This window comes from Roseovarius confluentis (assembly GCF_002917925.1).
Lineage (GTDB): Bacteria > Pseudomonadota > Alphaproteobacteria > Rhodobacterales > Rhodobacteraceae > Roseovarius > Roseovarius confluentis.
In genome coordinates this window covers 221,156-235,701 of the sequence record NZ_PPFE01000004.1, presented here as the reverse complement: position 1 = coordinate 235,701, position 14,546 = coordinate 221,156, and the positions used below count along the sequence as shown (strand labels likewise).

The window sequence follows — 14,546 nt, the reverse complement described above, 5'->3', positions numbered from 1 at the left end:
ACCGCTCCGACGTCAACTGCCTGCGCGCTTATAGGAAAGCCGGGCGCTCGGGGCAAGCGTAGGGTGGGGTTCCACCCCACCATTCCACAGTCCGCGCCCCACAGCGCGAGAGGCCATCCCGCCCGATAAGCAACCCGTCTTCCCCCGCCCCGCCACAGCCGCTATCTTCCGCCCCATGACCGCCCCCTTGGATTCGCACACCGCCCTTGCCATGCTCGACTGGCAGATCGACCTCGGCGCGACCGAGGCGATCGGCGACACGCCCGTAAACCGCTACGAAGTACCCGAAAAGCTGACACCGGCCAGGAAACCGGAGTCCGCGCCCCCCATCCCGGCCAAGCCCCCCGAGGTCGACACCGCCGCCGAGGCCGGGTTCGCCGCCGCCGATGCAGGCTCTCTCGACGCGCTCAGATCCGCCCTCGCCGCGTTCGAGCATTGCGACCTGAAACGCGGCGCGCGCAATCTGGTGTTCTCCGACGGCCACCCCTCCGCTCGCCTGATGATCATCGGCGAGGCGCCGGGACGTGACGAGGACCAGCAGGGCAAACCCTTCGTCGGCCGCGCCGGGCAACTGCTCGACAGGATGCTCGCCGCCATCGGACACGCGCGCGGCAACGACGACGCCGACACCGGCGCCTATATCACCAACATCCTGCCCTGGCGCCCGCCGCAGAACCGCGACCCGAACCCGCAGGAAATCGCCATGATGCTGCCCTTCGTGGAACGTCACGTACAACTGGCCGACCCCGAGGTGATCGTGCTCATGGGCAATATCAGCTGCCAGGCCGCACTCGGCAAACGCGGCATCACCCGCCTGCGCGGCCAGTGGACGCAAGCGTTTGGCAAGCCCGCCCTCCCGATGTTCCATCCCGCCTACCTGCTGCGCAAACCACACGAAAAACGCGCTGCCTGGGCCGACCTGCTCGACCTCCAGGCCCGCCTCGAAGGACAGACATGAAGATCCTCGCCTTTTCCGACCTGCACCTCGCTCGCGCCCGCGCCGCCGACCTTGTCGCCGCCAGCGCCGAGGCCGACCTCGTCATCGGCGCGGGCGATTTCTGCAACCACCGCGCCGGGCTGGACGAGGCGATGGAGATGCTATCGGGCATCACGGCTCCCATTGTCGCCGTCCCCGGCAACGCCGAAAGCTATCAGGAACTCACCTCGGCGGCCCTGCCGAATATGACCGTACTGCATGGTACCGGCACCAGCCAAGGCGACCTCTCCCTCTTCGGTCTCGGCTACGGCGTGCCGGTCACGCCCTTCGGCGACTGGTCCTGCGACCTGTCCAACGAAGAGGCCGCGACGCTGCTCGCCTCATGCGAGACCGCCGATATCCTTGTCTTGCATTCCCCGCCCAAGGGCGTCGCCGATCTTACCTCGCTGGACATGTCCGTGGGCTCCACCGCCATCCGCGACGCGATCGAGCGCATTCAGCCCAAACTGGCCCTCTGCGGCCATATCCACGACAGCTGGGGTGTGACCGGCCGCATCGGGGCGACGCAGGTGGTCAATCTCGGCCCCCGACCCAACTGGTTCGAGCTCTGATGATCGACCCGCTCACCCTGCTGGCCTTCATCCCCGCCGCTGTCGCGCTCAACCTCACGCCCGGGGCGGACATGATGTTCTGCCTGGGCCAGGGCCTGCGCGGTGGCCCGCGTCCTGCCGTGGCCGCCAGCGCCGGGATCGTTCTCGGCGGCATGGTGCATGTCACGCTGGCCGGCCTTGGCCTCGGCGCAGCGATCGCCACCTTGCCGTGGCTCTTCGACGTGATCCGCTGGGCCGGCATTGCCTACCTGCTGTGGCTCGCGTGGCAGGCCTTGCGCCACCCACTACAGACCGGCGAGACGCCAGAAATCAAACCCTCCCGCGCCTTCCGCGATGGAATGATCGTGAACCTGACAAACCCGAAGGTGATCCTCTTCGTGCTGGCTTTCCTGCCGCAGTTTATCGACCCCTCCCAAGGCAGCATCGTGGCCCAGTTCCTGGTCTTCGGCGCGATAATCGCGGCGGGCGGTTTCATCGTCAATGCCGCCGTCGGCATATTCGCAGGCGGCCTTGGCCGCCGCATGGCCCGCTCGCCCGGCTTTGCCCGCGGCATCGGCTATGTCTGCGCCGCCATCTTCACCGGCCTCGCCCTGCGCCTCGCCCTGATCGAAAGGACCTGACCCGAACATGAGCCGCATCGACGAAACCAAGGACTTCATCCCGGTCCGCATCGCCGTCCTGACCGTCTCCGACAGCCGCGACCTCAGCCAGGACCGCTCCGGTGCCGTGTTGGTCGAACGCATCGAGGCCGCCGGCCACGTCCTCTCCGACCGCATGGTCGTCCGCGACGAGCGCGACCAGATTACCGAGCAACTGCGCGAATGGATCGCCAGCCCCGAAATCGACGTTGTCCTTTCCACCGGCGGCACCGGCCTTACGGGCCGCGACGTCACGGTCGAGGCGCACAGGGATGTCTACGAAAAGGAAATCGACGCGTTCGGCACGGTCTTCACCATAGTTTCGATGAAAAAGATCGGTACCTCCGCCGTGCAATCCCGCGCGACGGGGGGCGTGGCGAACGGCACCTATCTTTTCGCCCTGCCAGGCAGCCCCGGCGCCTGCAAGGATGCGTGGGACGAAATCCTGGCCTACCAGTTCGATTACCGCCACAGCCCCTGCAATTTCGTCGAAATAATGCCGCGTCTGGACGAACATTTGCGACGGAAGTGACCTTTGGCCGCGTATCAGCCCCATGAAACCTTGCCGCGAGCGTCTATCTATATGGTATGACTGCCCCGCGCCAAGTGGCTTAAAAGGTTGATCTGAATGCGGTTCCTGCGCCACAGCCTGACCGGACTGTTCCTGCTGTCCCTGACAGTGGGCCTGTTCGCCTATGCCGGTCAGATCGTCTTTTCCGCTGTGCAGGAACGCATGAGCGCCGAAACCCAAGCGCCCGAGCGGCGCGAGCGTGTCTTCGCCGTCAACACCGTGACCGCCGAGCCGGGCACCCAGACGCCCGTCCTGACCGCCTATGGCGAGGTCGAAAGCCGCCGGACGCTCGAAATCCGCTCCGATGCGCCGGGCCGCGTGACCGAGTTGACCGCGCTGTTCGAGGATGGCGGCCGCGTCCGCGACGGGCAGGTTCTGGCCCGGATCGACCCTTCGGACGCACAATTCGCGCTGGACCTCGCCCGCGCCGACTTGACTGATGCCGAGGCCGAGGTGCGCGAGGCCGAGCGCGGCCTCAACCTTGCCCGCGACGAGCTTGCCGCGGCGCAGTCGCAGGCCGAACTGCGCAAAAGGGCCCTCGACCGCCAGCTTGACCTCGAAGAGCGCGGCGTTGGCACCGCCGCCGCAGTCGAACTCGCCAAACTCGACGCGGCCAGCGCCGAACAGGCCGTCCTGACCCGACGCCAGGCAGAAGCCACCGCCGAGGCCCGTGTCGACCAGGCACAGACCCGTCTATCGCGCAGCCGCATCGCGCTCGCCGAGGCGCAGAAGGCATTGGACGAGACCACCATCACCGCCCCTTTCACCGGCACGTTACAAGGCGTCAGCGTGGTCGAAGGTCGGCTCGTTTCCGCCAACGAGAAACTGGCCGATCTCATCGACACCTCCGCACTCGACGTGGCCTTCCGCGTCTCTACCGCCCAGCACCGCCGCCTGCTGGATGAAAACGGCGACCTGATCCTCGCGCCCGTCCGCATCCGTCTCGACGTCTTCGGTCTGGAAATGGAAACCACCGGCCGCATCACCCGCGACAGCGCCGGGGTCGAGGAAGGCCAGACCGGGCGTCTTGTCTATGCCCGCATCGACGACCCCCAGGGCCTCAAGCCCCGCGACTTCGTCTCGGTCCTGATCGAGGAGCCGCCCCTCGACAATGTCGTCCGCCTGCCCGCCACGGCGCTCGGCTCGGACGGCACCGTGCTGGCCCTGACTGCCGAGGAGCGCCTGCGCGCCGTCCCCGTCACGCTGGTCCGCCGACAGGGCAATGACATCCTCGTATCCGGCGATGACCTCGACGGATTGGACATCGTGACCGAACGCAGCCCGCTTCTCGGCCCCGGCCTCAAGGTGCGCCCGCTGGGCAACGCGCGCCAGTCCGACGATACCGCCCAGATGCTGGAACTCAGCGAGGACCGCCGCGCCCGGCTGCGCCAGTTTGTCGAGGACAGCCCCGACATTCCCGCCGCCATGAAGACCCGCCTTCTGGGTCAACTCGAGCAGCCGGAAGTGCCGGCACGGACCGTGGAGCGGCTCGAACGCCGCATGGGCAGCTAACCCATGGTCCGCGATCTGCCCGAGAGCGCCGGCGGCATGCTGTCCTATTTCACCCGCCACCCCACCGCGGCGAACCTGCTGCTTGTCGTTCTCGTGGTCCTCGGCCTCGCCGCCGCGCCCCGGATGCAGGCACAGTTCTTCCCCGATGTCGTCGTGGACGAGGTCAGCGTCTCGGTTCTCTGGGACGGCGCCAGCGCCGAGGATATCGACGCGGGCATCGTTCAGGTGCTCGAACCCGCGCTTCTGGCCGTCGAGGGCGTGGAAACCTCTCAGGCCACTTCCCGCGAAAACACCGCCAGCATCCAGCTTGAATTCGAGCCGGGCTGGGACATGGGCCGCGCCGCCGATGACGTCTCGGCCGCCGTCGACAGCATCACCGACCTGCCCGAAGAGGCGGAGGAGCCGCGCGTCACCCGCGGCGCATGGCGCGACCGTGTCACCGATATCGTCCTGACCGGCCCCGTCGCCACGCCCCAGCTCGGGCAGTTCGCCGACGAGTTGATCACCCGCCTCTACGACGCCGGCGTCACCCGCACCACGCTTCAGGGCGTCGCCGCGCCGCACACTATCGTCGAGGTGCCCACGACGAACCTCATCGCCTATGACATCACCATGGCCGAGATTGCCGCCGTGATCGCCGCCGAGGCCGACACCGACCCGGCCGGCGACGTGACCGGCGGCGCCACACGCGTCCGCATCGGCACCGAGAAACGCGACACCGACCAGATCGAGGCGCTGATCCTGCGCTCCAACCCCGACGGCTCCAAGCTTACCATCGGCGACGTGGCCAATGTGCGGGTCGAAGGCATCGACCGCGAACGCCAGTATTTCGTCGGCGAAAACCCAGCCCTTCAGATCCGCGTCGACCGCTCCGCCAATGGCGACGCACTCGCCATCCAGGCACAGGTCGAAGAGATCGCCGCCCGGATGGAAGCCACCCTGCCCGAAGGCACGGAACTGACGCTCATAAACACACGCTCCGACGCCATCTCCGGCCGACTCGACATGCTCATGGACAATGGCCTGACCGGCCTCCTGTTAGTGGTGTCGCTGCTGTTCCTGTTCCTCAACGCTCGCACCGCCTTCTGGGTCGCCGCGGGCATTCCCGTCGCAATGCTGGCAGCGATCGCGCTGATGTACGCGGCGGGGCTGACCATCAACATGATCTCGCTCTTCGCGCTCATCATCACGCTCGGCATCGTGGTGGACGATGCCATCGTGGTGGGCGAACATGCCGACGCCCGTGTACGCAAATATCGCGAAAACCCCGTACAAGCCGCCGAACGCGCCGCCCAGCGCATGGCCCTGCCCGTTTTCTCCGCCACCCTGACCACGCTCATTGCCTTCTTCGGTCTGGTCGCCATCGGCGGGCGCTTCGGCGACCTCATCATCGACATCCCCTTTACCGTGATCGTCGTCCTGACGGCCTCGCTGGTGGAATGCTTCCTGATCCTGCCGCATCACATGTCCCATGCGCTCACCCATGCGGGCAAGGAGCGCTGGTACGACTGGCCCTCGCGCACTGTGAACCGCGGCTTCGTCTGGCTGCGCGAACGTGCCTTCCGCCCGTTCATGGCGCTGGTCATCCGCGCCCGCTACCCGGTGCTTGCGGGGATCATCGTGCTCCTGGCTTCGCAGGCCGCGCTCTTCATCAAGGGCGACGTGCAATGGCGCTTCTTCAACGCCCCCGAACGCGGCAGCGTGACCGGCAACTTCTCGATGGCCCCCGGCGCCACGCGCGAGGACACACTGGCCATGATGCGCCAGATCCAGACCGCCGTCGAAGACCTCGGCGCCGACTACGAGGACCGCTACGGCGCCAACCCCATCAAGTTCGCCATCGCCCAGATCGGCGGCAATTCCGGCGGCGGCCTTGCCGGTGCCGACACCAAGGAACCCGACCAGCTGGGCGGCATATCCATCGAACTGATCGACCCCGACCTGCGCCCCTATTCCTCCTTCGCCTTCGTGGCCGAGTTGCAGGACGCCGTCACCCGCCACCCCCTGACCGAGGAACTCAGCTTTCGCGGCTGGCGCTCGGGCCCCGGCGGCGACGCGCTCGACGTCGAATTCTACGGCGCCAGTGCCGAGACGCTGAAAGACGCCTCCGAAGCGCTCAAATCCGCGCTGCTCGACTACCCCGAGGTATCGGCGGTCGAAGACAACTTGGCCTATGACAAGCAGGAATTGATCCTCGAACTCACGCCGCAGGGCCAGGCGCTGGGCTTCACCATCGACGGCATGGGCAGCGTCCTGCGCAACCGCCTCAACGGGATCGAGGCCGCGACCTATCCCGACAGCGCCCGCAGCGCCGAAATCCGCGTCGAGGTGCCGGAATCCGAGCTCACCGCCGACTTCCTCGAACGCATGCAGATCCGCGCGCCCACCGGCGCCTACGTGCCACTGGCGGATATCGTCAGCGTGACCGAGCGCGTGGGCTTCTCCACAATCCGGCGCGAGAACGGCATCCGCCACATCAATGTCACCGGCGACATTTCCGAAGATGACCCCGCCCGCGCCGCCGAGATCAGCACCGCTCTCGAGACCGAGATCCTGCCCCGCATTGCCAGCGTCCACCAGGTCGAATGGCAGCTTGGCGGCCTCGCCGAACAGGAAAGCGAGTTTCTTAACGACGCCCGCCTCGGCCTGATCCTGACGCTGACCGGGATCTACCTCGTCCTCGCCTGGGTTTTCGCCAGCTGGACGCGGCCCATCGTGGTGATGTCGATCATCCCCTTCGGTCTTGTCGGCACGATATACGGGCACGCCTTTTGGGAGGTGCCGCTGTCGATGTTCACGGTCGTGGGGCTCTTGGGCATGACCGGCATCATCATCAATGACTCGATCGTGCTAGTGACAACCATCGACGATTACGCCAAGGAGCGCGGCATCGTCCCCGCAATCATCGAAGGCGCCGTCGACCGGTTGCGCCCCGTCATGCTGACGACGCTTACCACGGTGCTTGGCCTCACCCCGCTTCTGTTCGAGCAATCCACACAGGCGCAGTTCATCAAACCCACGGTCATAACGCTGGTCTACGGCCTGGCCTTCGGCATGGTCCTCGTCCTGCTGCTGGTACCCGCGATCATTGCCATCCAGTCCGACGTCGCGCGACAGACCGCCTCCCTGCGCCGCGCCCTGCGCTCAAAACCCGGGGAATTGCGCGGTATCATGCTGGTGGGCGGGGTGGCCATCGCGGCGCTCTTCGCCGCCACGCTGGGTTTTGCGGCACTGACCGGCAGCCTGCCCGGACCGATCGCCGCGCTGGCCTTTGGATCCCCGATGCCGAAAGCACTGGTGCTCTTCATCGCGGGAACCCTTATGATCGTGGTTCTGCTCTATACCGCCGTGGCCCTGCGCCACGCCTTTCGCCGTCAGCCCGCCGAACAGCCCTGAATATCCACGGCACCACCCCGGCTCAGCACGGTAAAGCGTAGGCCCCTGCGGTCGACCGCAAAGGACCGCCCGTCGACATGGCTCAACACCGTCCGCGCGATCAGCCTGTCGCCCTGCCGCGTGGTCTCGGGCGGCGAGACCCAGACCTTGGGGTCGCTTGATTCGACCACCGCGTATTCCGACACGCCCAGCTTCGGCATTCGGATCGTCGCGGTCAGTTGCACGCCACCCGCCACGGGCGACAACCGGCAGGCAACGCTCCGCACCCCGGCCTCGTCGGCACCATAAGGCCGCGCGGTCAGGGCCGCGACGATGGCGGGGTCCGGCTTTTTCGCGGCACTCGGCAAGACCTGCGCCACGTTCACGCTGACCGGCACGCAGATATCCTTGCACACACCGATTTGCAGCTGGCCTTCCAGCCGCACGTCACGCCCACCCGCCTTGGGGCGGATGTGCAACGGCACAACCACGTCATCATCGTACCCGATGGTCATAAACCCGAATTGCGGCACCGGCTTGGGGGCGGGCCAGATCACGTCGACCCCCGAAAGGTTGCGCGATCCGCGCCAGTTGAACAGCGGCGGCACACCGGCCTCACCCGGACTGCGCCAATAGGTCTTCCACCCCGGTGCAAGGTCCAGCCGCAAAGCGGCGTAGTGACTGCCATCCGACGCCCGCCATCCGGGCAGCACATCGACGCGCACCATATTGGCGGTATCCTGGGCCGACACCGGCGCGGCACAGACCGCGATCAGGGCGGCTTTCAAAAGGGTCATGATCTTCTGCATGGGGCCTCTCATGGCGGGTTTCATCGGCTTTGCCAATTCACATTGAAGCGAGAAATCCCGGCACTCTCAAGGCAGGATGGTTGCACAGAACGCCCCGCACCTCCATCATGTGACCTGTAATCTAACCACCGGGGACCGCCTTGAGCGACATCGACCTGACCGGAAAACTGCTGATCGCCATGCCCGCCATGGGCGACGACCGCTTCGCGCAGTCGGTCGTCTTCATCTGCGCCCATTCACCAGAGGGCGCGATGGGTCTCATCGTCAACAAGCGCGCCGACGACCTGCGCCTCAGCGACCTTCTGGAGCAACTCGAGATCGCGCAGGGCCAGGACATGACCAACCTACCCGTACATTTCGGCGGCCCGGTGGAACATGGCCGCGGTTTCGTGTTGCATGATTACGGCTACCACTCTGCAATCTCCACACTCGACGTGAACGACGATTTCGCCATGACCGCGACGATGGACATCCTGGAGGACCTGGCGCTTGGCCGTGGTCCGCTGCGCAACATCGTGGCCTTGGGCTATGCCGGCTGGGGCCCCGGCCAGCTGGAAAGCGAATTGTCCCAGAACGCCTGGCTCACGGTCGAGGCCGACAAGGAAATCGTGTTCTCCCACGCTGACGCAACCAAGTGGGAATCCGCCCTGCAAAAGCTGGGCGTCAGCTCCGTCACGCTCTCCTCCGAGGCCGGCCACGCCTAGCCAAAAGCTTTATCAAAGCTTTTGGCAAAACTTTTGCGGAAAAGTTTTGGCCCGCCCCGTCTCACGCGGCGTAATCAGAGCCTTCCGCGTCGAGAATCGCCATCAGTTCCGCCAGGTGTCGGTCGCCCTGCTCTGGATAGTCTTCCATCTCCCGCGCGGTCTTTTCGGCCACCTCGTCCGACAGCACCCGCAACGTCTGGCCCGTCTGCAACGCGCGGATATACGTCTCCGCCGCCCGCTCGAAATAATACATCCGGTTAAAGCAATCCGCGACCGTGTCACCCATCACCAGGATACCGTGGTTGCCCATGATCATAACTTTCTTGGACGGATCCCCCAACATCTGGGCACAGCGCTCGCCCTCATCCTCGAAAGCAAGCCCGCCGTAGCCGTCGTCGATGACGTAGCGGTTGAAGAAGGTGGCGCAGTTCTGGTCGATCGGCGGCAGAGTGCTGTCGGCCAGGCTGGCCAGCACCGTGGCGTGGATCGAATGCACATGCATCAGGCAGCGGTGGTGCGGACAGGCCCGATGCACCCCGCCATGCAGCCCCCATGCAGTCGGATCCGGCGCGCCGGGCCGCTCCAGCGTCTGGGGATCTTTGGCGTCGATCAACAGCAGGTCCGACGCCTTCACCCGGCTGAAATGCACCTGGTTGGGGTTCATCAGGAATTGCGTTCCGTCATCGTTGACCGACAGGCTGAAATGGTTCGCCACAGCCTCATGCATGTTCAACCGTGCGGTCCAGCGAAACGCCGCGGCCAGCTCGACCCGCTCTTTCCAGTGGGCAATGTTGGGGGTGGTCGCGGTGTTGGTCTGCAACATGATACATCTCCATTCCGGGTTTTTTCAGCACCCTGCGCCAGTGCGACCGAAGTTGCAATCTGCGTGACACCCACGTCACGACAGCCAGCAGCATAGCGAAAGAAAATGTGGCCGCGCGGCGGCACGACCAGGCACATGGGGCCCCTCACGCCGAAACAGGGTCTCCCGCAAACATCTTCAGCTTCGTTCCGGCCTCTTTCAACGCTTGCCGGACATGGTCCGCGATGTCGACAGCGGTGGGCGTGTCGCCATGCAGACAAATCGTATCGATCCGCGTGGGAATGCGCTTGCCGCTTTCCGTGATGATCGCCCCGGCCCCCACCATCTCGACCATCCGCGCGGCAGCGGCCTCGGGGTCGTGAATGACAGCCCCCGGCTGGCTGCGATCAACCAGCGTCGCGTCGTCGTTATAGGCGCGGTCGGCAAAGATCTCGCAGGCCGCCCGACAGCCAAGTTCGGCCACCGCCTCCTGCTGCGCCGTGCCCGCCAGCACCATGATGATAAGCTCCGGCGCGACCGACAACGCGGCCTCGTAACAGGTCATCGCCACCGCCTTGTCCTCCGAGGCCATGTTGGCCAGCGCCCCGTGCAGCTTCAGGTGCCGCACCTCGGCCCCTTCCGCCCGCGCAATGCCCAACGCCGCACCCAGCTGATAGCGCACCAGGTTACCGAGGCTCTCTGCCGGCAGGGTCATCCGACGCCGCCCGAAACCCTGCAAATCGGGAAACCCCGGATGCGCCCCGATGCCCACACCGCGCTCTGCCGCCGCGCGCATTGTCTTGGCCATCACGTCCCAGTCCCCGGCGTGCTGCCCACAGGCGACATTGGCCGAGGTCACGATATCCAGCACGGCCGCGTCGTTGCCCATCACCCAGGGGCCAAAGCTTTCGCCCATATCCGCGTTCAGGTCCACCGTCGTCGTCATGTCTCTTTCGCCTCCTAAAGCTCTCGTCCGGCCGTGGCACCGCTGATCAGCTGGTAGGCCAGAAGATTTCGTATGTCATGCGGGTCGCGCACCAGCGGTGTCAGCGCCGATCGCAGCCCCTTGCGATGCGTTGCGGCACGGCGCTCGGCCTCCACCGCCTCTTCCAGCGTCACGAACCGGAACCGCAGCGCCGTGCCGGGCGCAGCCTGCACCACTGTCGGCAGATCGCAGGGCAGCACCGACGCGATGCGCGGGTATCCCCCCGTCGTCTGGCACTCGCCCAACAGCACGAAGGGCGCGCCGTCGCCGGTGATCTGAATGTCCCCGGGCACCACCACTTCGGACAGCACACTCAGGCCCGCATCGCTATGAAAGCCCTCGCCGTCGAAATCCAGCCGCACCCCCATGCGGCTACCTCGCGCATCGCGCTTGAACCGGGTCGTCTCGAACCGCTCGATCTGGCCGGCGTCGAAGAAATCCGTCTGCAGGCTCGGCACGACACGCACCGTGCCCCCCGCGAAGCGGGGCTCGACCGGCAGCAGCCGGTTCACCTCCACAGGGGCGCTCTCCTCGCCGATTTCCAGCCGCGCCTCGGACTCAACCGCCGATCCCAGCCCACTTGCCACGTGAACGCTGCGCGACCCAAGGCACGTTTCGCCGGCAAAACCGCCACCCACGTGCAGATAGCCGTAACTGCCCGCCTCGGCCCCGCCGATGGTCAGCCGCGCCCCGGCGGGCAGGGCATGGCTGGCGTGCCAGGCCACCCTTGTGCCGTCGATGGCCGCCCGCATCGGTGCGCCGGTCAGGGCGATACGCATGTCGCTGTCCGCTTCGAACTCGCCGCCCATCCCCGCCATTTCCAAAGCGGCCAGCCCGTCATCCTGTCCCAAAAGCGCCGCGCCCTCGGCCAGCGCCAACCGGTCGGCGGCACCGCCCGGCGACAACCCAAACCCCATGTAGCCCGGCCGCCCCCGGTCCTGCAGCGTCAGGCCAGGGCCCGCGCGGCGTACGATCAGCGCCCGGCTCATGTCACCTCCTTCGCGCGGGCACCGCCATCGGGATCGTCCTTCATCGCCTCAAGGCGCTCCCGCGACACCGGCTCGAACCGCACCGCGTCGCCCGGGCGCAGCACGAAGGGCGTGTCGGCCTCGGGCCGGAACAGCCGAAACCCGGTCTGCCCGATATGCCGCCACCCGGTCGGGGTGGAAACGGAGAACAGCACCAACTGCCGGATCGCAACCGCCAGCGCGCCCTCGGGGATGCGCTCGGTCAGGGCCTTCTGGCGGGGGATGTCCCAGTCCGGCCCAAGCTCGCCCAGATAGGGCTGACCGGGGGCGAACCCGATGGTCTGCACCCGCACGACCGTCTCCGAGATCGAGGCAATCGCCTCGTCCGCTGTCATCCCCGCCGCCGCAGCGGCCTCTTCCAGCTGCGGCGCAAGGTCGGTGCCGAAGACCGTCGGAATACACCATTCCCGCCGCCCCTGCGGCAGGTCGGCTTCGTACCAGTCGCGATCCTGCAACAACGCATCGAGATCGGCGCGCAACCCGGCGTGATCGCGGTGCACCGGATCGAACCGGACATAAGCCGAGACCAGCGATGTGGATGTCTCCTCCACCCCCTCCGGCGCCGCCCGGTCCAGCGCGGCGCGAAAGGCCAGCGCGGCGCGGTTGGCCGGCTCGCTCAGGCGATCGCCAAAGCTGACCAGCATCCCGTCCACTCCAACGGTGCGGATCCTCGGCCAGTCCGATGCGGCCACCTGCTCTGTGCCAGTGTCGCTCATCCTACATCTGCCCCGGCAGGAAGGTGACGATGGACGGGAACACCGAGATGATCACCAGCGCCGCCACCATAAGCAAAAAGAACGGCAAGGCCGCCTTGGCCACGTAAAGAATGTCGCGCCCGGTCAGCGATTGCAGCACGAACAGGTTGAAGCCCACGGGCGGCGTGATCTGCGACATCTCAACCACGATCACGAGGAAGATGCCGAACCACATGGGATCGATCCCGGCCTCGTTCACCATCGGCATGATCACGGATGCCGTCAGCACCACGACCGAAATCCCATCCAGGAAACAGCCCATGATGACGAAGAACACGGTCAGCGCGGCCAGCAGCGTGAAAGTCGACAGCCCCAGCGACCCGATCCATTCCGCCAGGATGCGCGGGATGCCTGTGAACCCCATCGCGACGGTCAGGAACGACGCACCCGCCAGGATGAAGGCGATCATGCAAGACGTCACGGTCGCGCCCATCAGCCCGTCGATGAAGCTCTGTTTCGTCAGCGTCCCGGTGCTCCACGACAGGATCAGCGCCAGCACCACGCCCACCGCGGCGGCATCCGTGGGCGAGGCGAGCCCGGCATATATCGAGCCGATCACGCCGAGGATGAGCAACATGACCGGGATCAGCCGCCGCGACCGGCGCAGCCGCTCAATGAAACTCACCGCCAGCGACTCGTCGGGCAGCCGCGCACGGTTCAACAGCGCCCACAGGATCACGTAGCCCAGGAACAGCCCCACCAACAGAACGCCGGGCAGGACGCCCGCCACGAAAAGCCGCGCGATGGATTGCTCGGTCGCCACGCCATAGACGATCAGGATGATCGACGGCGGGATCAGCAATCCCAGCGTGGCCGAGCCGGCCAGTGTGCCGATCACCATCTTTTCGGGATAGCCCCGCTGCGTCAGCTCCGGGATCGACAGCTTGCCGATGGTCGCCGCCGTGGCGGCGGACGACCCAGAGACTGCGGCGAAGATCCCGCAGGCGAAGACGTTGACATGCAAAAGCTGCCCCGGCAGCCGGTTCATCCAGGGCGACAGGCCCGCGAACATGTCGTCCGACAGGCGCGAGCGGAACAGGATCTCACCCATCCAGATGAAGAGCGGCAGCGCGGCCAGCGCCCAGTTGTTGCCATGCCCCCAAAGCGTGGTCGCCATGACCAGCCCCAGCGGCGCGTCGCTGAACAGCGCCATGGCGGCGATGCCCACACCCAGAAGCGCAAAGGCCACCCACAACCCCGCGCCCAGAAACGCGAACAGCAGGACCAGCAGGATGATCGAAAGAACCGTGACGGACATGGGCGCACCTCACTCGTTGAGAAGGTTTTCGCCCTTGCCGGTCCAGCTGGCAGAGCGTCCGCGCAACAGCGCGACAAGCTCGTCGGTCAGCGCGATGGCAAGAATGATCAATCCCAGCGCCACCGGCACCTGCGGGATCCAAAGCGGCACCGACACCATGCCGGAACTCTTGTCGCCGAACTCGTGCGACTCCAGCACCAGCAGGATCATGAACCACGCGGCATAGGCGGACATGACAAGGCCGATCGCGGTGACGACAATTTCCAAAGCGTGTCGGCTGCGCTCCCCCAGCGCCTGCGTGACCAGCGACACCCGAATGTGCCCGCCGGCCCGCAGCGTATAGGCCAGCGCCAGGAAACTCGCGGCGGCCAGGAAGAACCCGGTGAAATCGGCGTAGGACGGGATCGTGACCCCAAGCCCCTTGCCCGTCAGCCCCACGGTGATCTTGTCGGCCAGGTTCAGCGCCACCTGCGCGAAAACCAGCACGACGATGGCAAGGATGAAAAGCGCCGCCAGCCCGCCGGCCGCACGGTAAAGCGTGTCGAGAACGCGCCGCATGAG

14 protein-coding genes are annotated in these 14,546 nt (G+C 66.2%); 7 read left to right on the top strand and 7 right to left on the bottom strand.

Going from position 1 to position 14,546, the window contains the following annotated elements:
• Positions 1–175 precede the first annotated feature (175 nt).
• The 6 genes from C2I35_RS11545 (at position 176) to C2I35_RS11520 (ending at position 7,665) form a co-directional block, all read left to right on the top strand.
• On the top strand, positions 176–958 hold the full coding sequence (locus C2I35_RS11545) for a uracil-DNA glycosylase (RefSeq protein ID WP_103763196.1): 783 nt from the start codon (positions 176–178) through the stop codon (positions 956–958).
• Complete coding sequence (locus tag C2I35_RS11540) at positions 955–1,548, top strand: metallophosphoesterase family protein (protein WP_103763195.1); 594 nt, start codon at positions 955–957, stop codon at positions 1,546–1,548. The genes C2I35_RS11545 and C2I35_RS11540 overlap by 4 nt, the downstream gene beginning before the upstream one ends.
• A complete protein-coding gene (locus C2I35_RS11535) occupies positions 1,548–2,168 on the top strand; it encodes a LysE family translocator (RefSeq protein WP_211286137.1) in 621 nt (206 codons plus the stop codon). Before C2I35_RS11540 ends, C2I35_RS11535 begins: the two co-directional genes overlap by 1 nt.
• A 7-nt stretch (positions 2,169–2,175) precedes the next feature.
• Complete coding sequence (moaB, locus tag C2I35_RS11530) at positions 2,176–2,718, top strand: molybdenum cofactor biosynthesis protein B (protein WP_103763194.1); 543 nt, start codon at positions 2,176–2,178, stop codon at positions 2,716–2,718.
• 96 nt (positions 2,719–2,814) lie between these two features.
• Positions 2,815–4,269: an efflux RND transporter periplasmic adaptor subunit gene (locus C2I35_RS11525; RefSeq protein WP_103763193.1), complete on the top strand. Its 1,455-nt coding sequence runs from the start codon at positions 2,815–2,817 to the stop codon at positions 4,267–4,269.
• Positions 4,270–4,272: 3 nt separating this feature from the next.
• Positions 4,273–7,665, top strand: a complete 3,393-nt coding sequence (locus C2I35_RS11520) for an efflux RND transporter permease subunit (RefSeq protein WP_103763192.1) — start codon at positions 4,273–4,275, stop codon at positions 7,663–7,665.
• Here C2I35_RS11520 and C2I35_RS11515 read toward each other — a convergent pair.
• Positions 7,644–8,441, bottom strand: coding sequence for a protein-disulfide reductase DsbD domain-containing protein (locus C2I35_RS11515; protein ID WP_103763440.1), 798 nt, complete (start codon positions 8,439–8,441; stop codon positions 7,644–7,646). The two genes, C2I35_RS11520 and C2I35_RS11515, sit on opposite strands and share 22 nt — an antisense overlap.
• Before the next feature lie 161 nt (positions 8,442–8,602).
• Here C2I35_RS11515 and C2I35_RS11510 point away from each other — a divergent pair, with 161 nt between their 5' ends.
• Positions 8,603–9,157, top strand: coding sequence for a YqgE/AlgH family protein (locus C2I35_RS11510; RefSeq protein WP_103763439.1), 555 nt, complete (start codon positions 8,603–8,605; stop codon positions 9,155–9,157).
• Positions 9,158–9,218: 61 nt separating this feature from the next.
• Here C2I35_RS11510 and C2I35_RS11505 read toward each other — a convergent pair whose 3' ends face one another.
• The 6 genes from C2I35_RS11505 to C2I35_RS11480 all read right to left on the bottom strand — a co-directional run bounded on the left by C2I35_RS11505 (position 9,219) and on the right by C2I35_RS11480 (position 14,543).
• The gene (locus tag C2I35_RS11505) at positions 9,219–9,980 is read right to left on the bottom strand and encodes a class II aldolase and adducin N-terminal domain-containing protein (RefSeq protein WP_103763191.1); all 762 of its coding nucleotides are present in this window, start codon (positions 9,978–9,980) and stop codon (positions 9,219–9,221) included.
• 145 nt (positions 9,981–10,125) lie between these two features.
• Positions 10,126–10,905: a LamB/YcsF family protein gene (locus tag C2I35_RS11500; RefSeq protein ID WP_103763190.1), complete on the bottom strand. Its 780-nt coding sequence runs from the start codon at positions 10,903–10,905 to the stop codon at positions 10,126–10,128.
• A 14-nt stretch (positions 10,906–10,919) separates the two neighbouring features.
• Positions 10,920–11,933 (bottom strand): 5-oxoprolinase subunit C family protein, encoded by a 1,014-nt coding sequence (locus tag C2I35_RS11495; RefSeq protein WP_103763189.1) that lies wholly within the window; start codon positions 11,931–11,933, stop codon positions 10,920–10,922.
• A complete protein-coding gene (locus C2I35_RS11490; protein ID WP_103763188.1) occupies positions 11,930–12,688 on the bottom strand; it encodes a 5-oxoprolinase subunit B family protein in 759 nt (252 codons plus the stop codon). Before C2I35_RS11490 ends, C2I35_RS11495 begins: the two co-directional genes overlap by 4 nt.
• Position 12,689: 1 nt before the next feature.
• Entirely contained in the window at positions 12,690–13,985 is a 1,296-nt protein-coding gene (locus tag C2I35_RS11485) for a TRAP transporter large permease (RefSeq protein ID WP_103763187.1), read from the bottom strand.
• Positions 13,986–13,994: 9 nt separating this feature from the next.
• Positions 13,995–14,543, bottom strand: coding sequence for a TRAP transporter small permease (locus tag C2I35_RS11480; protein WP_103763186.1), 549 nt, complete (start codon positions 14,541–14,543; stop codon positions 13,995–13,997).
• Positions 14,544–14,546 lie beyond the last annotated feature (3 nt).